Annotated in this window: 14 protein-coding genes and 1 pseudogene; 5 read left to right on the forward strand and 10 right to left on the reverse strand. The window is 52.3% G+C overall.

The window, feature by feature from the left end:
* Positions 1 to 121 precede the first annotated feature (121 nt).
* Complete coding sequence (locus tag MNO13_RS17620) at positions 122 to 1,561, forward strand: catalase (protein WP_064548608.1); 1,440 nt, start codon at positions 122 to 124, stop codon at positions 1,559 to 1,561.
* 72 nt (positions 1,562 to 1,633) lie between these two features.
* Here MNO13_RS17620 and menE read toward each other — a convergent pair whose 3' ends face one another.
* From menE to MNO13_RS17670, 10 genes and pseudogenes are all read right to left on the reverse strand, one after another.
* Positions 1,634 to 2,998: an o-succinylbenzoate--CoA ligase gene (gene menE / locus MNO13_RS17625; RefSeq protein WP_064548610.1), complete on the reverse strand. Its 1,365-nt coding sequence runs from the start codon at positions 2,996 to 2,998 to the stop codon at positions 1,634 to 1,636.
* A 10-nt stretch (positions 2,999 to 3,008) separates the two neighbouring features.
* On the reverse strand, positions 3,009 to 3,974 hold the full coding sequence (gene menC / locus MNO13_RS17630; protein WP_241939078.1) for an o-succinylbenzoate synthase: 966 nt from the start codon (positions 3,972 to 3,974) through the stop codon (positions 3,009 to 3,011).
* On the reverse strand, positions 3,974 to 4,831 hold the full coding sequence (gene menB / locus MNO13_RS17635; protein ID WP_064548614.1) for a 1,4-dihydroxy-2-naphthoyl-CoA synthase: 858 nt from the start codon (positions 4,829 to 4,831) through the stop codon (positions 3,974 to 3,976). Before menB ends, menC begins: the two co-directional genes overlap by 1 nt.
* Positions 4,828 to 5,610, reverse strand: a complete 783-nt coding sequence (menH, locus tag MNO13_RS17640; RefSeq protein ID WP_241939079.1) for a 2-succinyl-6-hydroxy-2,4-cyclohexadiene-1-carboxylate synthase — start codon at positions 5,608 to 5,610, stop codon at positions 4,828 to 4,830. The genes menB and menH overlap by 4 nt, the downstream gene beginning before the upstream one ends.
* The gene (gene menD, locus MNO13_RS17645) at positions 5,607 to 7,277 is read right to left on the reverse strand and encodes a 2-succinyl-5-enolpyruvyl-6-hydroxy-3-cyclohexene-1-carboxylic-acid synthase (RefSeq protein WP_241939080.1); all 1,671 of its coding nucleotides are present in this window, start codon (positions 7,275 to 7,277) and stop codon (positions 5,607 to 5,609) included. Before menD ends, menH begins: the two co-directional genes overlap by 4 nt.
* A gap of 80 nt (positions 7,278 to 7,357) precedes the next feature.
* A complete protein-coding gene (menF, locus tag MNO13_RS17650) occupies positions 7,358 to 8,659 on the reverse strand; it encodes an isochorismate synthase MenF (protein WP_121814101.1) in 1,302 nt (433 codons plus the stop codon).
* Positions 8,660 to 8,781: 122 nt separating this feature from the next.
* Positions 8,782 to 9,081, reverse strand: a complete 300-nt coding sequence (gene elaB, locus MNO13_RS17655) for a stress response protein ElaB (protein WP_064548622.1) — start codon at positions 9,079 to 9,081, stop codon at positions 8,782 to 8,784.
* A gap of 58 nt (positions 9,082 to 9,139) precedes the next feature.
* Positions 9,140 to 9,589 carry a GNAT family N-acetyltransferase gene (locus tag MNO13_RS17660; protein WP_241940079.1) on the reverse strand — a complete coding sequence of 150 codons (450 nt, stop codon included), beginning with the start codon at positions 9,587 to 9,589 and terminating at the stop codon, positions 9,140 to 9,142.
* 244 nt (positions 9,590 to 9,833) lie between these two features.
* A pseudogene (locus MNO13_RS17665) lies at positions 9,834 to 10,778 on the reverse strand (YfbK domain-containing protein); the annotation flags it as partial.
* A 286-nt stretch (positions 10,779 to 11,064) separates the two neighbouring features.
* Positions 11,065 to 11,271 (reverse strand): YbfA family protein, encoded by a 207-nt coding sequence (locus MNO13_RS17670; protein ID WP_064548626.1) that lies wholly within the window; start codon positions 11,269 to 11,271, stop codon positions 11,065 to 11,067.
* 307 nt (positions 11,272 to 11,578) lie between these two features.
* On the opposite strand from MNO13_RS17670, the gene kdpF reads away from it, so the two are divergent.
* Genes kdpF through kdpC form a run of 4 tightly spaced genes read left to right on the forward strand, consistent with a single transcriptional unit; the run spans position 11,579 to position 16,006 of the window.
* Positions 11,579 to 11,668 (forward strand): K(+)-transporting ATPase subunit F, encoded by a 90-nt coding sequence (gene kdpF / locus MNO13_RS17675; protein WP_064548628.1) that lies wholly within the window; start codon positions 11,579 to 11,581, stop codon positions 11,666 to 11,668.
* Complete coding sequence (gene kdpA / locus MNO13_RS17680; protein ID WP_064548630.1) at positions 11,668 to 13,356, forward strand: potassium-transporting ATPase subunit KdpA; 1,689 nt, start codon at positions 11,668 to 11,670, stop codon at positions 13,354 to 13,356. Before kdpF ends, kdpA begins: the two co-directional genes overlap by 1 nt.
* 13 nt (positions 13,357 to 13,369) lie before the next feature.
* On the forward strand, positions 13,370 to 15,418 hold the full coding sequence (gene kdpB, locus MNO13_RS17685; RefSeq protein ID WP_064548632.1) for a potassium-transporting ATPase subunit KdpB: 2,049 nt from the start codon (positions 13,370 to 13,372) through the stop codon (positions 15,416 to 15,418).
* A 12-nt stretch (positions 15,419 to 15,430) separates the two neighbouring features.
* A complete protein-coding gene (kdpC, locus tag MNO13_RS17690; protein WP_133522418.1) occupies positions 15,431 to 16,006 on the forward strand; it encodes a potassium-transporting ATPase subunit KdpC in 576 nt (191 codons plus the stop codon).
* Positions 16,007 to 16,065: the final 59 nt, after the last annotated feature.

Here is a 16,065-nt window from a genome sequence, read left to right on the forward strand (position 1 = left end):
AGGATTAATGAATAGCAACGATAGAAAATGCCAAATTGCCAGCGGTGCATAATTCCCATAATACTATAGGGGTTATTCTTACTATGATGATTCACCCTTACATTGATAAATGGAGACAACAATGAGCAAAAAAGGATTAACGACTGCATCCGGGGCTCCCGTAGCCCACAATAACAACGTTGCAACCGCTGGCCCCCGTGGCCCAATGCTTTTACAGGATGTTTGGTTTCTGGAGAAACTAGCCCATTTCGATCGCGAAGTTATCCCCGAGCGTCGCATGCACGCCAAAGGGTCTGGCGCATTTGGTACCTTTACCGTAACCCACGATATTACGCAGTTCACCCGCGCGAAAATTTTCTCAGACATTGGCAAAAAAACCGATCTGTTCCTGCGTTTCTCGACTGTAGCAGGCGAGCGCGGCGCCGCTGATGCCGAGCGTGATATTCGCGGCTTCTCAATCAAGTTTTACACCGAAGAAGGTAACTGGGATTTAGTCGGTAATAACACCCCAATCTTCTATTTACGCGACCCGCTGAAATTCCCTGATTTAAACCACGTAGTGAAACGCGACCCGCGTACTAACCTGCGCAACCCCACTTATAAGTGGGATTTTTTCTCGCAAATGCCTGAAACGCTGCACCAGTTAACCATCGATTTTAGCGATCGCGGCCTGCCACGTTCTTATCGTCATATTCACGGATTTGGTAGCCATGCGTTCAGTTTCATCAACAGCGACAATCAGCGTTTCTGGGTGAAATTCCACCTGAAAACCCAGCAACAAATTGCCAATCTGATGGACGATGAAGCCGCAGCCATCATTGCTAATGACCGCGAAAGCGCACAGCGTGATTTATTTGAGGCGATTGAAGGCGGTGATTTCCCACGCTGGAAATTCTATGTGCAAATTATGCCGGAAGCAGACGCGTCACAAACGCCATATAACCCGTTTGATCTGACCAAAATCTGGCCGCACGGCGATTATCCGCTGATGGAAGTGGGTGAGCTGGAATTGAACCGTAACCCGGATAACTACTTTGCTGATGTCGAGCAAGTGGCAATGTCTCCGGCAAACGTGGTGCCTGGCATTGGTTTCTCTCCAGACCGCATGCTGCAAGGCCGCCTGTTCTCTTACGGCGATGCCCACCGCTACCGTTTAGGAGTTAACCATCACCAAATCCCGGTTAACGCACCGAAATGTCCGTTCCACAATTATCATCGCGATGGCGCGATGCGTATTGATGGCAACAGCAGCAATGGCGCAACTTATGAGCCAAATAGCTTCAATGTGTTCCAGGAGCAGCCTGATTTCAGCGAACCACCGTTAAGTATTGAAGGGGCAGCAGACCACTGGAATCATCGCGAAGATAACGACTATTTCAGCCAGCCACGCGCCTTGTATAACCTGCTGAGCGCAGAAGAACATCAGCGCATGTTTAAACGTATCGCCGGTGATATGAAAGATGTTCCCGAGTTTATTCAGGAGCGCCAGATTGCCCTGTTTAGCGAGGTGCATCCGGAATATGGCGCGGGCATTGCCGCCGCGTTGAAAGCTTTGAAATAGCGTTGTAATAGGAAACCGAGTTCGTAGGTCGGGCAAGCGTAGCGCCCCCGACATGAAAGCGAGTGGCTGAAATTAAATTTTAGCCACTCGCTTCACCCATAATTTTAATTGCACCCGCGAAATCTTAATCCCGCCCTGCTTAAGTTCATCAGGCAAACGCAACCAACGCACTGGCTGCTGAAAACGCGCCACTTTTCCCTGTAACCATTCCGTCAGCAGCGACAAATCAAAATCGTCTGCGGCGTCCACCACGGCAACCGGGCGCTGACCAAATTCCACGTCATCAATAGGCACCACAAATGCCTGCTTCACCGCCGGGTGCTGCGCAATAATGCTTTCCACTTCTTCAGGCTGTATCCCTTCGCCGCCGCTGAAAAACAGATTGTCGAGGCGGCCAATAAGAGTCAGGCGATGCTCATTTAACCTGCCGCGATCGCGAGTAGCAAACCAGCCATCGGCATTCACCAGCGGCAGCACTGCGCCCCCTTTCCAGTAACCTGAAGCCAGGCTGTTGGCGCGGATCCACACTTCTTCATCGACTATTTTCACTTCGCGCCCAGGTAGCGCTTCGCCCACGTCGGGCAACCCGTCAGCGCGTTTCGCACATACCGTCGAGGCCAGCTCCGTCAAACCATAACCACACCAGCAGTTGATACCTTTGGCTAAAGCAGCTTGCGTTAGTTCCACGGGAATGGCGGCACCACCCAGCAACACCTCACGCAGCGCCTGCGGTGGCGATTGTTCCAGCAAACGCCAGAGTTGTGTTGGCACTAGCGAGGCATGAGTACAACCCTGCAATGCCTCGTTCAACGGATGTAAGTCACGCACTACCAGGCAGCCACCGGCCAGTAACCAGCGCCAGAAAATCCCCTGCCCTGAAACATGGAACAACGGTAGCGACAGCAACCAGCTATCCCGCGCTGTATAGTCCATCACCGCCAGCACACCGGCAGCACTGGCAAGATGCGCGTCTGCGGTATGAACGGCGGCTTTGGGCAAACCGGTTGAACCCGAGGTCAGCGTCATTGATGCGAAGCGCGACGGCTGCCAGTCAGCCTGGTAGCATTCGCCTTCGTTCATCGTTAACGGGTTTATGTCGACCACGAATTGCGCAGCGTCAAAACTCACCGCATGGCTGATCGTCAGGTCAGGCAGTAACTGTTCGAGCAACGCGTTGGGCAACTGCGGATTGAGCGGCAGAACGCGCGCGCCACATTGCAGTAACGCCAGAAACGCTAACAGCATTTCCGGGCTGTTTTTGGAACGCAATGCAACGCCCTGTCCCTCTTGCACACCTTGCTGATGAAAGCCGCCAGCCAGCGCATCAACACGCTGGCCTAGCTCGCACCAGTTGAGAGTTTCATTGCCCAGAGTTAACGCGGCTTCGCTGCCGCGTTTTTGTGCCCAATGTTGCCAGGGAAAATCTTCGAAAATCATTCTTTAAAACTCATAGCACTCGCTCAAGAGATTCCAGAGACCAGCACGGTAACGGGCTGTTTGGCCATTCACGCACCAATTGTGCCTGCATTAATGACAAGGTATCTAAACCCGGTAGCGTTTGTGGTGTTAACCACGCGGCAATGCGCGCCAGTTGAGTCAGCCCGAGGCTTGATTCAATCGACGAACTGATCACCGCAGTCAATCCCAGGGCATGAGCCTGTTCGACCTGCTGGCGAACTTTTGCCAGGCTGCCGGTGAGCGTGGGCTTGATAACCAGCGCCGTTAAGCCAGGTTCGGCGGCAAACGCAAAGTCAGGCTCGCGCAGACTTTCATCCCACGCGATGGCGATCCCCGTTTCACGGGCAAACTCACGGGATTGCTCGCGGGTTTTGCACGGTTCTTCAATAAACGCAATACGCGGGCGGAAGTCCGGGTTGACGTATTTGGCGAACTGCTGCGCTTTAAGCGGCGTCCATCCACGGTTGGCATCAAGGCGCAGACGCAAGTCAGGCATCGCTTCCAGTAGCAGATTAACCACCATGCCGTCGCGCACGGCTTCGTACAAGCCCACTTTCACCTTGGCGATTTTTTCGCCAGGGATGGCGGCTAACATCTCAAACAGTTCATCCGGGTCGCCGGTACACAGCGGTGCTGCGCGGTAATCTGCCGCTTGTGGCAATTCACCGCTGATTTCTGCCAGCGCGCAGCTCAGGCCAAAGGCCACAGAGGGCATTTCGGGCAATTCAGTCTCACCGCCCGCTTGCCACGCTTGCAGCCAGGCCAGCGCCACGCTTTGCGCTTCGTCGACGGTTTCAGCGCTAAAACCCGGCAATGGCGAAATTTCGCCAAAGCCTTGTTTGTCGCCTTCCGTCAGGCGCACCAGCAGCCCGTCGCGTGTTTTCAGGCGCCGCTCGCGCAGCACCACTCCCGCATCCATCGGCACCTGAAAGCGCCACAGTTCGACGCGACGCATTACGGGTTCCGTTTAAATTTGCTGAAGTCCGGCTGGCGTTTTTGGTTAAACGCGTTGCGGCCTTCCTGACCTTCTTCAGTCATGTAGAACAGCATGGTGGCGTTACCCGCCAGTTCTTGCAGACCTGCCTGACCATCGCAGTCAGCGTTCAGCGCGGCTTTCAGACAACGCAGCGCCATTGGGCTGTTTTGCAGCATTTCACGGCACCAGCGCACGGTCTCTTTTTCCAGTTCGGCATTCGGTACCACGGTGTTCACCAGCCCCATATCCAGTGCTTCTTTGGCATCGTACTGGCGGCACAGGAACCAGATTTCACGGGCTTTTTTCTGACCGACGATACGCGCCATATAAGAAGCACCCCAACCGCCGTCGAACGAGCCAACTTTCGGGCCTGTCTGGCCGAATACCGCGTTTTCAGCGGCAATAGTCAGGTCACACATCATGTGCAGCACGTGGCCGCCACCGATGGAATAACCCGCGACCATCGCGACAACTGGTTTTGGACAAGTACGGATCTGGCGCTGGAAATCCAGCACGTTCAGATGATGAGTACCACTGGCATCCTGATAGCCGCCGTAATCACCACGGACTTTTTGGTCGCCGCCTGCGCAGAAGGCTTTTTCACCTTCGCCAGTCAGGATGATGGTACCGATGTTGTCGTCATAACGTGCATCGGCCAGCGCATTAATCATCTCTTTGACGGTCAACGGGCGGAATGCGTTGCGCACTTCAGGGCGGTTGATGGTGATTTTGGCGATGCCGTCAGCCGATTTGTGGTAACGAATATCGCTGTAACCTTCCGAGCAATCCTGCCATTCAATCGGGGCATAGAGCATTTGTTCATCTGGATAAATCATGGTGTTTCCTCGCCAGGTTTTCGTAATAAGTTGAGCAGACAGGCGCTAAAAGCGGCGGGATTTTCCCGATGCGCGTTGTGGCCTGCGGCAGTAATAAGATGCGGTGCCTGGCCTAAGCTGTTTGCCACGGTGCGGAATTTTTCATCCCGCTCACCACACAGGTAGTAAAAAGGCTGCGGCAGTTGTTTGAGCGCCGCGCGTAAATCGGGTTGCTTGCCGAGCGATGTTGCCTCAAGCATTGCCGCAAGACTTGCACCGTTATTCTGGCTACGCAGCATGACAAGTGCTGAGCGCTGTGGGTCGTTAAGCGACTGAAAAACTGCTTGTTGATACCAGTCGTTAAGTACCTCTTTGAGCGGTTCATTGCACAAACGTTGCCCCCAAAGATGGTCGTTGGTTTGCCTTTCCAGGCGGGCATTTTCATCCTCAAGGCCCGGATGGCCCCCTTCGACAACCAGCCCACATAAGCCGGGATTATCCCCCTGGCAAGCATGGACCATCGCCACACGTCCGCCAAGGGAATAGCCAATAAGCCAGTATTTTAGGATGTTGTAACTAAGAAGCGTTTTTCGCAGCAGTTGGTCAACCTGATGAAAGTCGTTCACCGTGATATCGGCCGATTTCCCGTGACCGGGCAAATCAATTCGCAGTTGCGGCCAGTCGATAAAGTTCTCGCTCACCGCTTCCCACTCACGCTGGCAACCTAAGAAACCGTGCAGCCAGACAAGACACGGCAAGGTCGCATCACGCCCTTCGCGATAAACCGTATGCAGGGTCATGCCTGGCTAACCTGCGCCAGTAGATTCTGCAAGGTTTGCGCGCCATCCGTTTCGGGCACGGTCGCTTCAATGATGGTAGTTTGCGGGCTGTGCCAGGCGCGGTTAACCGCATCCTGCAATTCGTCCCAGCTTGTCGGGTTGTGATAGCTAAGGTTAAACATCGCCGCCGCGTGGGCAAAATTAACGTTCTGCGGCATGCAGTAGAAGCGTTCACGTTCGGCCGCAGGCGTTGGCAATAACGAGAATATTTGCCCGCCATTATTATTCACGATCAGCAAAACAAACGGCGCGGAAACCTGGCGTAGTAGCGCCAGAGAATTGAGATCATAGAGCGCAGAGAGATCGCCGACGATCGCCAGCGTTGAGCGGGCTGTGGCACGTTGCACACCGGCGGCAGTCGAGAGCAGGCCATCGATACCACTTGCGCCACGGTTGCTGTAGACCGGATAACTGGCAGGAAGTTGGGCAAAGGCGTCCACCAGCCGCACCACCAGGCTGTTGCCAACAAATAGCTGCCCGGCTTCCGGCAATAGTTCAGGCAAACGCGCGGCGATTTGCGCCTCGCCAAATTCAGCTGTGCCCTTTTTCACCGTCTGCTGCGCGAGTTTTGCCAGGGTGGTTAATTTCTCGTCCCATGCGAGGCGCTTTTCAGCCGGATGAAGCTCCAGCCATTGCGCGATATCGCAAGATATTCGGCGACCGCGATGATTCGCCGGATCAAGCCGGTTGGGTAAGTTATCTACCAGCCAATACTCTTCCGGCTCGCAGGTAGCCTGCCATTGCAGGACACGTTTACCGGTCAAGCTGCTGCCAAACTGGATAATAATTTGCGCTTCGGCAAGCTCGGTGACGGCCTGACTGTTGCTCAGCCATAAATCCGCACAAGGCAGCGGCTGCCCGGTTTGCGATAAAACATCGCTAATCAGCGGCCAACCCAATGTTTTCGCCCATAAGGCCACCTGTTTGCCTTCATCGGCATTCAAACGCCCGGCCACCACCACGCCACGTTTTTGCCGCCAGAAGAACCAGTCGCGCTGTTTCATCACTTCCTGAGCCGCGGCCATGCGCAGCCAGGGTTTATCACTTTGCCACCAGTCGCCAAGCGCCTGTTGCCAGTTGATACCGGTTTCATCAAGCTCACCGTATAGTGGCTCGGCAAACGGACAATTGATATGAACTGCTCCGCCCACCAATTGCCCCATCGCGTTATCAATGGTCGAAACCAGCCAGCGCGCGGGAATATCCTGCGTGGGCCGTGGCAAATTAATCGCTTGAGTCGGATGGGAGCTAAAAATTCCGGGCTGGCGAATCGCCTGATTAGCACCGCAATCAATAAGTTCAGGTGGACGATCGGCGGTCAAAACCACCAGTTTTTCACCCGTCAAACCGGCTTCAATAATCGCCGGATAGAGGTTGGCGACAGCCGTTCCGGAGGTGACGATGATAGCGACAGGAGCCTGGCTGGCTTTTGCCAGGCCAAGTGCCAGATGGCCTAAACCACGTTCGTCAAAGTGCGTATGACAAATAAAAGCCCTATTTTCAGCCGCGCCAAGGGTCAGCGGAGTAGAACGCGAACCCGGTGCCACGCACACATGGCGGACTCCGTGACGAGTTAGCGCTTCAAGAATTACCGTAGCCCAACGGCGGTTAAACGAGCTTATCGACATGATTAAGTCCTGAGTCAATTTTGCTGACTCATTATAATTATAGATGGAATAGTTATTTTGATATGGGTCGGTAATAGTATTTAGAACATCGTTTTCGTCAGCAATGTTCGCAACCCGGCGGCTTTATTTTCTATTTCTTGCCATTCTTCTGCCGCGTCAGAACCCGCAACAATGCCAGCTCCGGCATACAGACGGACAATATGATTAGTGACTTTTGCCGAGCGCAAGGCAACGCAGAACTCAGACTGACGTTGTGACAAATACCCCGCTGACCCCGCGTACCATTCGCGCTCGAATGGTTCATTTTTGTCGATGAAATCTCGCGCCACATCTCGCGGTAAGCCTGCAACAGCGGCAGTCGGTTGCAGCATCGTCAGGCAGGCGGCGTCGTCCGGTTGCGCCAGAACAGTCCAAATGCAGCGACGTAAATGCTGCACTTTTCGCAGGCGCACAATTTGCGGCGGCAGTACGTCGATCGTTCCCACCGTTTTATGCAAACGCTGGCAGATGTCTTCAACAACCAACATATTTTCACGTTGGTTTTTATCATCTTTTAGCAACCACTGCCCCAACGACCAGGCCCGGTGATCATCAGGGTGATTCGCCACCGTTCCGGCTAATGCTTCAGTGCGTAATGCCGTGTCGATGCGCCGCCATAAGCGCTCCGGGCTTGAGCCGAGGAACGCATTGCTGGCGTCAAACACCATAAGAAAATGATAGCAATTCAGGTTGACCCGACGGCTGGCCGCCATAAAACCCGCCGCAGAAACCGCCGTAGTAAATTGCAGATCGGTGGCTCTAGCCAGCACCACTTTGTCGAGTTCATGCTGTTCAATAGCGCTTGTCGCGAGATCGATAAGTTTCAGCCATTCACTCTGTGGCGGAATATGTTGCTCGCCCACACAATTCAGGTGCTGTAGCGGTAATTGTTTGGCTGGCAGGAGTTGTTCAAGGAAAGCCTGCGCGGCGCGCGCGTCTTCCTTTAAGGATGTTTCGCTATACAGATGGAGATGAAGCTGCGCATCGCCACCCGTGCGTCGCCATTCGAGTCTTGGGAGAAATAAAAAACTGGTCGCGGGGTCGAACGCATTGACGCCAGCGATACGAATAGCGGGCTGACCGGCATAATCATCAAGAAACTCTCTCGCCGCTTCTAATGTGTTGAACTGGTGTACCAGGCCAAGTGCGGCAATTTCGTCATCGCCATTACGCTGTTGCCAGTAGAATTGAGGATAAAGCCGTTGAGTAGTCAACCATGCGAGAGCATCTGAGGCATCACTCAAGGTTACGGCAAACGATATTTGCTGTAGTCCTGGCGCATCCGCAAATTCTGCGTTCAATGCAAGTTGTAACTGTTGCAGCGCGACGACAACTGAATTCACGTTTACCTCACCTTCCCTGAAAACCCTTGATTATACGTGGTCATGGCGGCAAAAAAAAATCCCACCCAATAGGTAAGATTTTCTTTAACCGGCACACAACGTATCTATGTGCCGGAATAGCCCTAGCGTCTGGCTAGCAATAGCCCCAACACTAAACCAGCTGCCGCGCCGACACCAATGCCTTGCCACGGTTTGTCATGAACATAATCATCGGCACGATAAACAGCTTTTTTGGCACGATAATAATAATTATCTGACGCATTACTGACGCGCGCTTTGACATCACTTAGTGCCTTTTCAGCGCGTTCTTTCAGTTCAATGTACTTTTGGTCAGCGGGGTCACCTGAGGAACGCAGCACTTCTTCTAACGTTTCGCTCAGCAGAGATAAATCATCATCAAGACGAGATTCATACGGTTGCATCACTGTTCTCCGTTTATAAAAAAAACTCGTCCGCTAACTATAGACAAGATGAATGCTTTTAGCGATTCGCCATCCCAAGGTGTGGGATACCATCTTCGTCATACACATCCGTAACCGGGGAAAAACCAAAGTGAGCATAGAACGCTTGCAGATGCGCCTGCGCGCCTAAATACACAGTAGTTTCCGGCCAGAATTGCTGGCAAGAGGCCATCGCTTGCTCCATCAATTGATAGCCCAGTTTTTCGCCACGCACGCTTTTGTCGATAATCACACGACCAATCACCACCGGTTCAAATTCGCTGTCGCTTTTCAGAATGCGCGCATAAGCCACCAGCTTACCGTCCTGCCAGCCGAGAATATGGCGGTTTTCGCCCAGCAAATCGTCGCCATCAATGTCCTGATAAGGGCAGTTTTGCTCGACAATAAACACTTCGTTGCGTAATGCCAAAAGAGTGTAGAGATCGGTGACGCTCAGTTCTGAATGATGCAAATCTTGCCAAATCAACATGCTGCTGCCCTCACGTAGTTTATTGAGCCTATCTTCACGCATAAAAAAACCGCCATCAAGTGGCGATTCAGGATGGAGCATCTGCAAGGCTTCAGACTGATGACAAACCTCTTCCCAGGTCGGATAAGCGCAGCGTCATCCGACACTTTTATCTGCAACAACAGGCGAAAATGGTGGATGGCGCTATCGCTTATCCCCCCTACAACACTGAGGCTGTGTTAAAGGACGTGTTACCACTGCGTTTCACCGGCAAATTGATCAGTTGGCTAGTCTCTCCTTGCGGCTGTTTATAACGCAGCTTAACCCAGAGTAATTCGTTGGTTTTACTCCCCTCAGTCGTGGCTGTTTTTTTAGCATAACGCAGGCTATCAACAGATTGTTTTTGGCCTGCCAGCGTGAGTTCAAATAATACCGTGACATGTTTACCGGCACCTATATCACCGGCATCTACCGCATCGTTATTAAAATCTTCATCACGCAGTTGACGTTTTTCATAGCCTATTTTGCGATACTCAATAACATTATTCGGATTAAATTCGATCTGCGCTTTAACATCTTTTTCTACGGTAACGAATGTCTGACGCATTTCATTATTCAATACTTTCTGCGCTTCGGATAATGAATCGAGGTAACTGTAATTTCCATTACCCACATCCGCAATTTTCACCATCATCGCATCATTAAAATTATCGTCGCCTACACCAAGAGTGGAAAGCGTCACGCCAGATTCACGCTCTTTTTTTACTATGGCTTCAATGTCTTTAGGATCGTCAATTCCGACGTTAAAATCCCCATCGGTGGCTAATAAAATACGGTTAACACCTCCTTTGATAAACCCTTTTTCGGCCTGTTGATAAGCCATTTTCAAGCCCGCGCCACCGTTGGTTGAACCACCCGCATCAAGGCTATCAAGCGCATTAAGAATGGTTTTTTTATCAGCTCCGGAAGTGGACGCTAAAAGCACTTCTGAAGAGCCAGAATAGGTCACAATGGCAATGCGATCTTGTTCGCGCAGGTCATTCACAAGGAGCGTGTGCTGCTCATTCCTCGGCGCGGGGGATAATTCGTAGCTGATGGTAAATGGCGTGGCATGATCGGAACGGGTTTCACTGCTGGAGGCTCGCGCATTCAGTGGAAAATAGTTCACCATTTCTTCCGCACGCACCGCATCTGCATTGGGCAATGTCCCCTATCCCTTTTTAAGCATATTTTTTTGAGACATCAAAATATACTTATCGAAATAATTATCCTAACAAAAAAGGGCATATGCAATAATAAACAGATAAAACTTATCCGGCATAAATTTTAGATGTGATTTTATATATTTCATTTATTATATAAATAATACAAAAACCTCACAACTCTATAAAAAAAATGACAAACACTGTTCAATAAATATAAAAACCATCCAGCCCAAAAAAAAGCACCGCCGATTTAATCGTGCGGTGCTTTTTTTAACTATAAGCAGTTTTATCTCAGTAAAAATCAGCGGCAGCCGCTTCAGCCTGCGCCATCCAAACCGGTTTTTCACTGGTTTTAGACCAGACGCGATGCAGGTAGCTGTAGAAACGGGAACGATCTTTCCAGAACAACATGACCGGCAGAGCCAGGACGCCTGCTACAACAACAAATGTGCGACGCAGGATGACCTGATGCATTGGATAGTCTTTATATAGAGTCATAGGCTTCTCCCTTTTTTGTGACCGGCATCTAACGCCGGGAAATTGGAACTTGTTATCTGGCGAAAATAGTATCGCATTGTTTGAAAGTTTACTACTCATCCGACCACTCAATGACACTTTTTGCCATTAATTTACATTCATCGGCGTAATTAAGTTACAAAATAGTTAAATAAATACTAACCATTAGTTAATTAATGGCTTTTGTCATTTTTATACTTTTTTTACACTCCACCCCCAGACTTTTACGACATCTTTGCATCCAGAGTTTCAAAATCACTCCAATTCCTTATAGGACTGGAGGTGGATTGTGAGTGCAGGCGTAATCGCAGGTGTGGTGCTGGTGTTTTTGCTGTTGGGATATCTGATTTATGCGCTGATTAATGCGGAGGCATTCTGATGGCCGCGTCCGGATTTTTATTAATTGCCAGTTTCCTGCTGGTGCTTTTCGCGTTAGCCAAACCGTTAGGTAGTGTTTTGGCTCGCTTAATTGAAGGCGAACCGTTGCCCGTTGTCGGGAAAGTGGATTCGCTGTTCTGGAAACTTCTCGGCAGTGATGCCACCCGCGAAATGAGCTGGAAGCATTACCTGGGCGCAATTCTGGCGTTTAACGCGTTAGGTTTGCTGGCGCTGTTTGTCATTCTGATGACACAAGGCAACCTGCCGCTCAACCCGCAGCAGTTGCCTGGCCTTTCCTGGCATCTGGCGCTGAATACGGCAGTGAGTTTTGTTTCCAATACCAACTGGCAGTCTTACAGCGGTGAAACCACGCTGAGCTATTTCAGCCAGATGGTCGGCCTGACGGTGCAAAACTTTTTGTCAGCCGCAACGGGGATTGCCGTAGTGTTTGCGCTGATCCGCGCTTTTTCACGCCAGAGCGCCAGCACATTAGGCAACGCGTGGGCCGATTTAACCCGCATCACGCTGTATATCTTGCTGCCGATTTCACTGTTGATTGCGCTGTTCTTTGTTGGCCAGGGAACCTTGCAGAACGTTGCCGCGTATCAGCCATTTACCTCACTTGAAGGTGTGCAGCATGTCTTGCCTATGGGCCCGGTGGCCTCGCAAGAAGCGATCAAGATGCTTGGCACCAATGGCGGTGGTTTCTTTAATGCTAATTCCTCACACCCGTTCGAGAACCCCACGGCGCTGACCAACTTTGTACAGATGCTGGCGATCTTCTTGATCCCGGCGGCACTCTGTTTTGCGTTTGGTGAAGCGGTAGGTGACCGTCGTCAGGGACGCGCCATTTTATGGGCAATGGCGGTAATTTTTGTTATCTGCGTTGTGGTGGTTATGTGGGCCGAAACCAACGGTAACCCGCATTTCATGCAGCTCGGCGCTGACAGTAATTTCAATATGGAAGGCAAAGAGAGCCGCTTTGGCATTCTGGCCAGTAGCCTGTTTTCGGTGATTACCACTGCCGCGTCTTGCGGGGCGGTCAACGCCATGCACGACTCCTTCACGGCGTTAGGCGGCATGATCCCAATGTGGCTGATGCAGATTGGTGAAGTGGTGTTCGGCGGCGTCGGCTCTGGGCTGTACGGCATGTTGTTGTTCGTGTTGCTGACGGTGTTTATCGCCGGGTTGATGATTGGCCGCACCCCGGAATATCTCGGTAAAAAGATCGACGTCGCAGAGATGAAAATGACCGCGATGGCGATTCTGGTAACGCCGACTCTGGTGCTGCTCGGTACCGCGCTGGCGATGATGACCGACGCAGGCCGCGCCGGCATGTTCAACCCAGGCATTCACGGTTTTAGCGAAGTGCTGTATGCGGTTTCGTCCGCTGCCAATAACAACGGCAGCGCGTTTGCCGGTTTAAGTGCTAACACCCCATTCTGGAACGTTCTTCTGGCGGTGTGCATGTGGTTCGGTCGCTTCGCGGTGATTGTGCCGGTGATGGCGATTGCCGGTTCGCTGGTCACCAAAAAATCGCAATCCGCAGGTATCGGCACCCTACCGACTCACGGCCCGCTGTTTATCGGGTTGCTGATTGGCACTGTGTTGTTAGTCGGCGCATTAACCTTTATTCCCGCCCTCGCATTAGGCCCGGTTGCGGAACACCTTTCCTTTGTGAATTTGTGATTAAGAGGCATCCATGAGTCGCAAGCAACAGGCGCTATTTGAACCATCGCTGATTCGTCAGGCGTTAATTGATTCCTTTAAAAAACTCACGCCGCAGGTGCAGTGGCGTAACCCGGTGATGTTTATCGTTTGGGTCGGCAGCGTGATGACCACCGTTCTGGCGATTGCCATGTTCGCCGGGAAAGTTCAGGGCGAAGCGTCGTTTACTGCCGCCATCAGTGTCTGGTTGTGGTTTACCGTGCTGTTTGCCAACTTTGCCGAAGCGCTGGCAGAAGGCCGCAGTAAAGCGCAAGCCAACAGCCTGAAAGGGGTGAAGAAAACCAGTTGGGCGCGTAAATTGCGTGCGCCGCAACATGACGCACCGATGGACAACGTCCCTGCCGCCGACTTACGCAAAGGCGACATCGTGCTGGTTGAAGCGGGCGATATTATTCCTTGCGATGGCGAGGTGTTAGAAGGTGGTGCATCGGTGGATGAAAGCGCGATTACCGGTGAATCCGCGCCGGTTATTCGTGAGTCTGGCGGCGACTTCGCTTCGGTCACCGGTGGCACGCGCATTCTTTCCGACTGGCTGGTGATTCAGTGCAGCGTGAACCCAGGCGAAACCTTCCTCGACCGCATGATTGCGATGGTCGAAAGCGCGCAACGCCGTAAAACACCAAACGAAATTGCACTGACGATTTTACTGGTGGCACTGACAATCGTCTTTTTACTGGCAACTGCCACGTTGTGGCCGTTCTCGCAATATGGTGGTGTCGCGGTTAGCGTTACCGTGCTGATTGCTCTGCTGGTGTGTTTGATACCAACCACCATCGGCGGGCTGTTGTCGGCGATTGGTGTTGCCGGAATGAGCCGCATGTTAGGTGCGAATGTGATTGCCACCAGCGGGCGTGCTGTTGAAGCGGCGGGCGATGTTGACGTGCTGCTGCTGGATAAAACCGGCACCATCACGCTGGGTAACCGTCAGGCTTCTGATTTCCTGCCTGCACCAGGCATAGATGAAAAAACGCTGGCGGATGCCGCGCAGCTTTCGTCACTGGCTGACGAAACACCTGAAGGCCGCAGTATTGTGGTGCTGGCAAAACAGCGCTTTAACCTGCGCGAACGCGATGTGCAAAACCTGCATGCCACCTTTGTGCCGTTTACCGCACAAACCCGCATGAGTGGGATCAACATCCAGGATCGCATGATTCGCAAAGGTTCGGTGGACGCCATTCGTCGCCACGTTGAAGCCAACGGCGGCCACTTCCCGCCGCAGGTGGATACGCTGGTGGAAGGCGTTGCCCGCACCGGCGGCACACCGCTGGTGGTGGCGGAAGGTGCGAACGTGCTCGGTGTGATTGCGCTGAAAGACATCGTCAAAGGCGGCATTAAAGAGCGTTTTGCGCAGTTACGCCAGATGGGCATCAAAACCGTGATGATTACCGGTGATAACCGTCTGACCGCCGCCGCGATTGCCGCCGAAGCAGGGGTTGATGATTTTCTTTCCGAAGCGACACCGGAAGCCAAACTGGCGTTGATTCGCCAGTATCAGGCTGAAGGCCGTTTAGTAGCAATGACAGGTGATGGCACCAACGATGCGCCAGCGCTGGCGCAAGCGGATGTCGCGGTTGCCATGAACTCGGGTACCCAGGCAGCAAAAGAAGCGGGCAACATGGTGGATTTAGACTCCAACCCCACCAAATTGATTGAAGTGGTACATATCGGTAAACAGATGCTGATGACCCGTGGTTCGCTGACCACCTTCAGTATTGCCAACGACGTGGCGAAATACTTCGCGATTATTCCTGCGGCGTTTGCCGCCACTTATCCGCAGCTCAACGCGCTGAACGTGATGCACCTGCACTCCCCGGCTTCGGCGATTTTGAGCGCGGTGATTTTTAACGCATTGATCATCATCTTCCTGATTCCACTGGCCTTGCGCGGGGTGAGCTACAAACCGCTGAGTGCCGCAGCCATGTTGCGTCGCAATCTGTGGATTTACGGTCTGGGCGGTTTAATTGTGCCGTTTATTGGCATCAAGATTATCGATGTGCTGCTGACCGTTTGTGGCCTGGTTTAAGAGGAAAAACAAATGACTACCTTACGTCCCGCTATACTATTACTGATTTTATTGACCCTGGTTACCGGTGGACTTTACCCGTTACTGACCACGCTGCTCGCTCAATGGTGGTTCCCGACGCAAGCCAACGGGTCGTTGATTATTGATACTCAAGTGGTGCGAGGCTCAAGCCTGATTGGGCAAAACTTTACCCAGGCGAAGTATTTACAAGGCCGCCCTTCTGCTACGGCAGAAACGCCATATAATCCAATGGCCTCTGGCGGCAGTAATCTGGCAGGCAGTAATCCTGAGCTAGATAAGCAAGTTACCGAGCGTGTGGCAGCGTTACGTGCGGCAAATCCGCAGGCAAACCCAGCGGTTCCGGTTGAATTGGTGACGGCTTCAGCGAGTGGTCTGGACGGGCAGATTTCGCCGCAGGCGGCGGCCTGGCAGATCCCGCGTATCGCCAAAGCGCGCAATTTGCCGGTTGAACAAGTTGAGCGTTTGATTGCCGAGAACACCACGCAGCCATTGGTCGGTTTTATCGGTAAACCGGTGGTGAATGTGTTGTTGGTTAACGTGGCACTGGATGCCCTTCAAACTCCATAAGATAAAACTGTCGGATGACGCTGGCGCTTATCCGACCTACGAATTACGGCCGTTGTAGG

This window comes from Buttiauxella ferragutiae, from assembly GCF_022637515.1.
In the GTDB taxonomy this organism is placed as follows: domain Bacteria; phylum Pseudomonadota; class Gammaproteobacteria; order Enterobacterales; family Enterobacteriaceae; genus Buttiauxella; species Buttiauxella ferragutiae.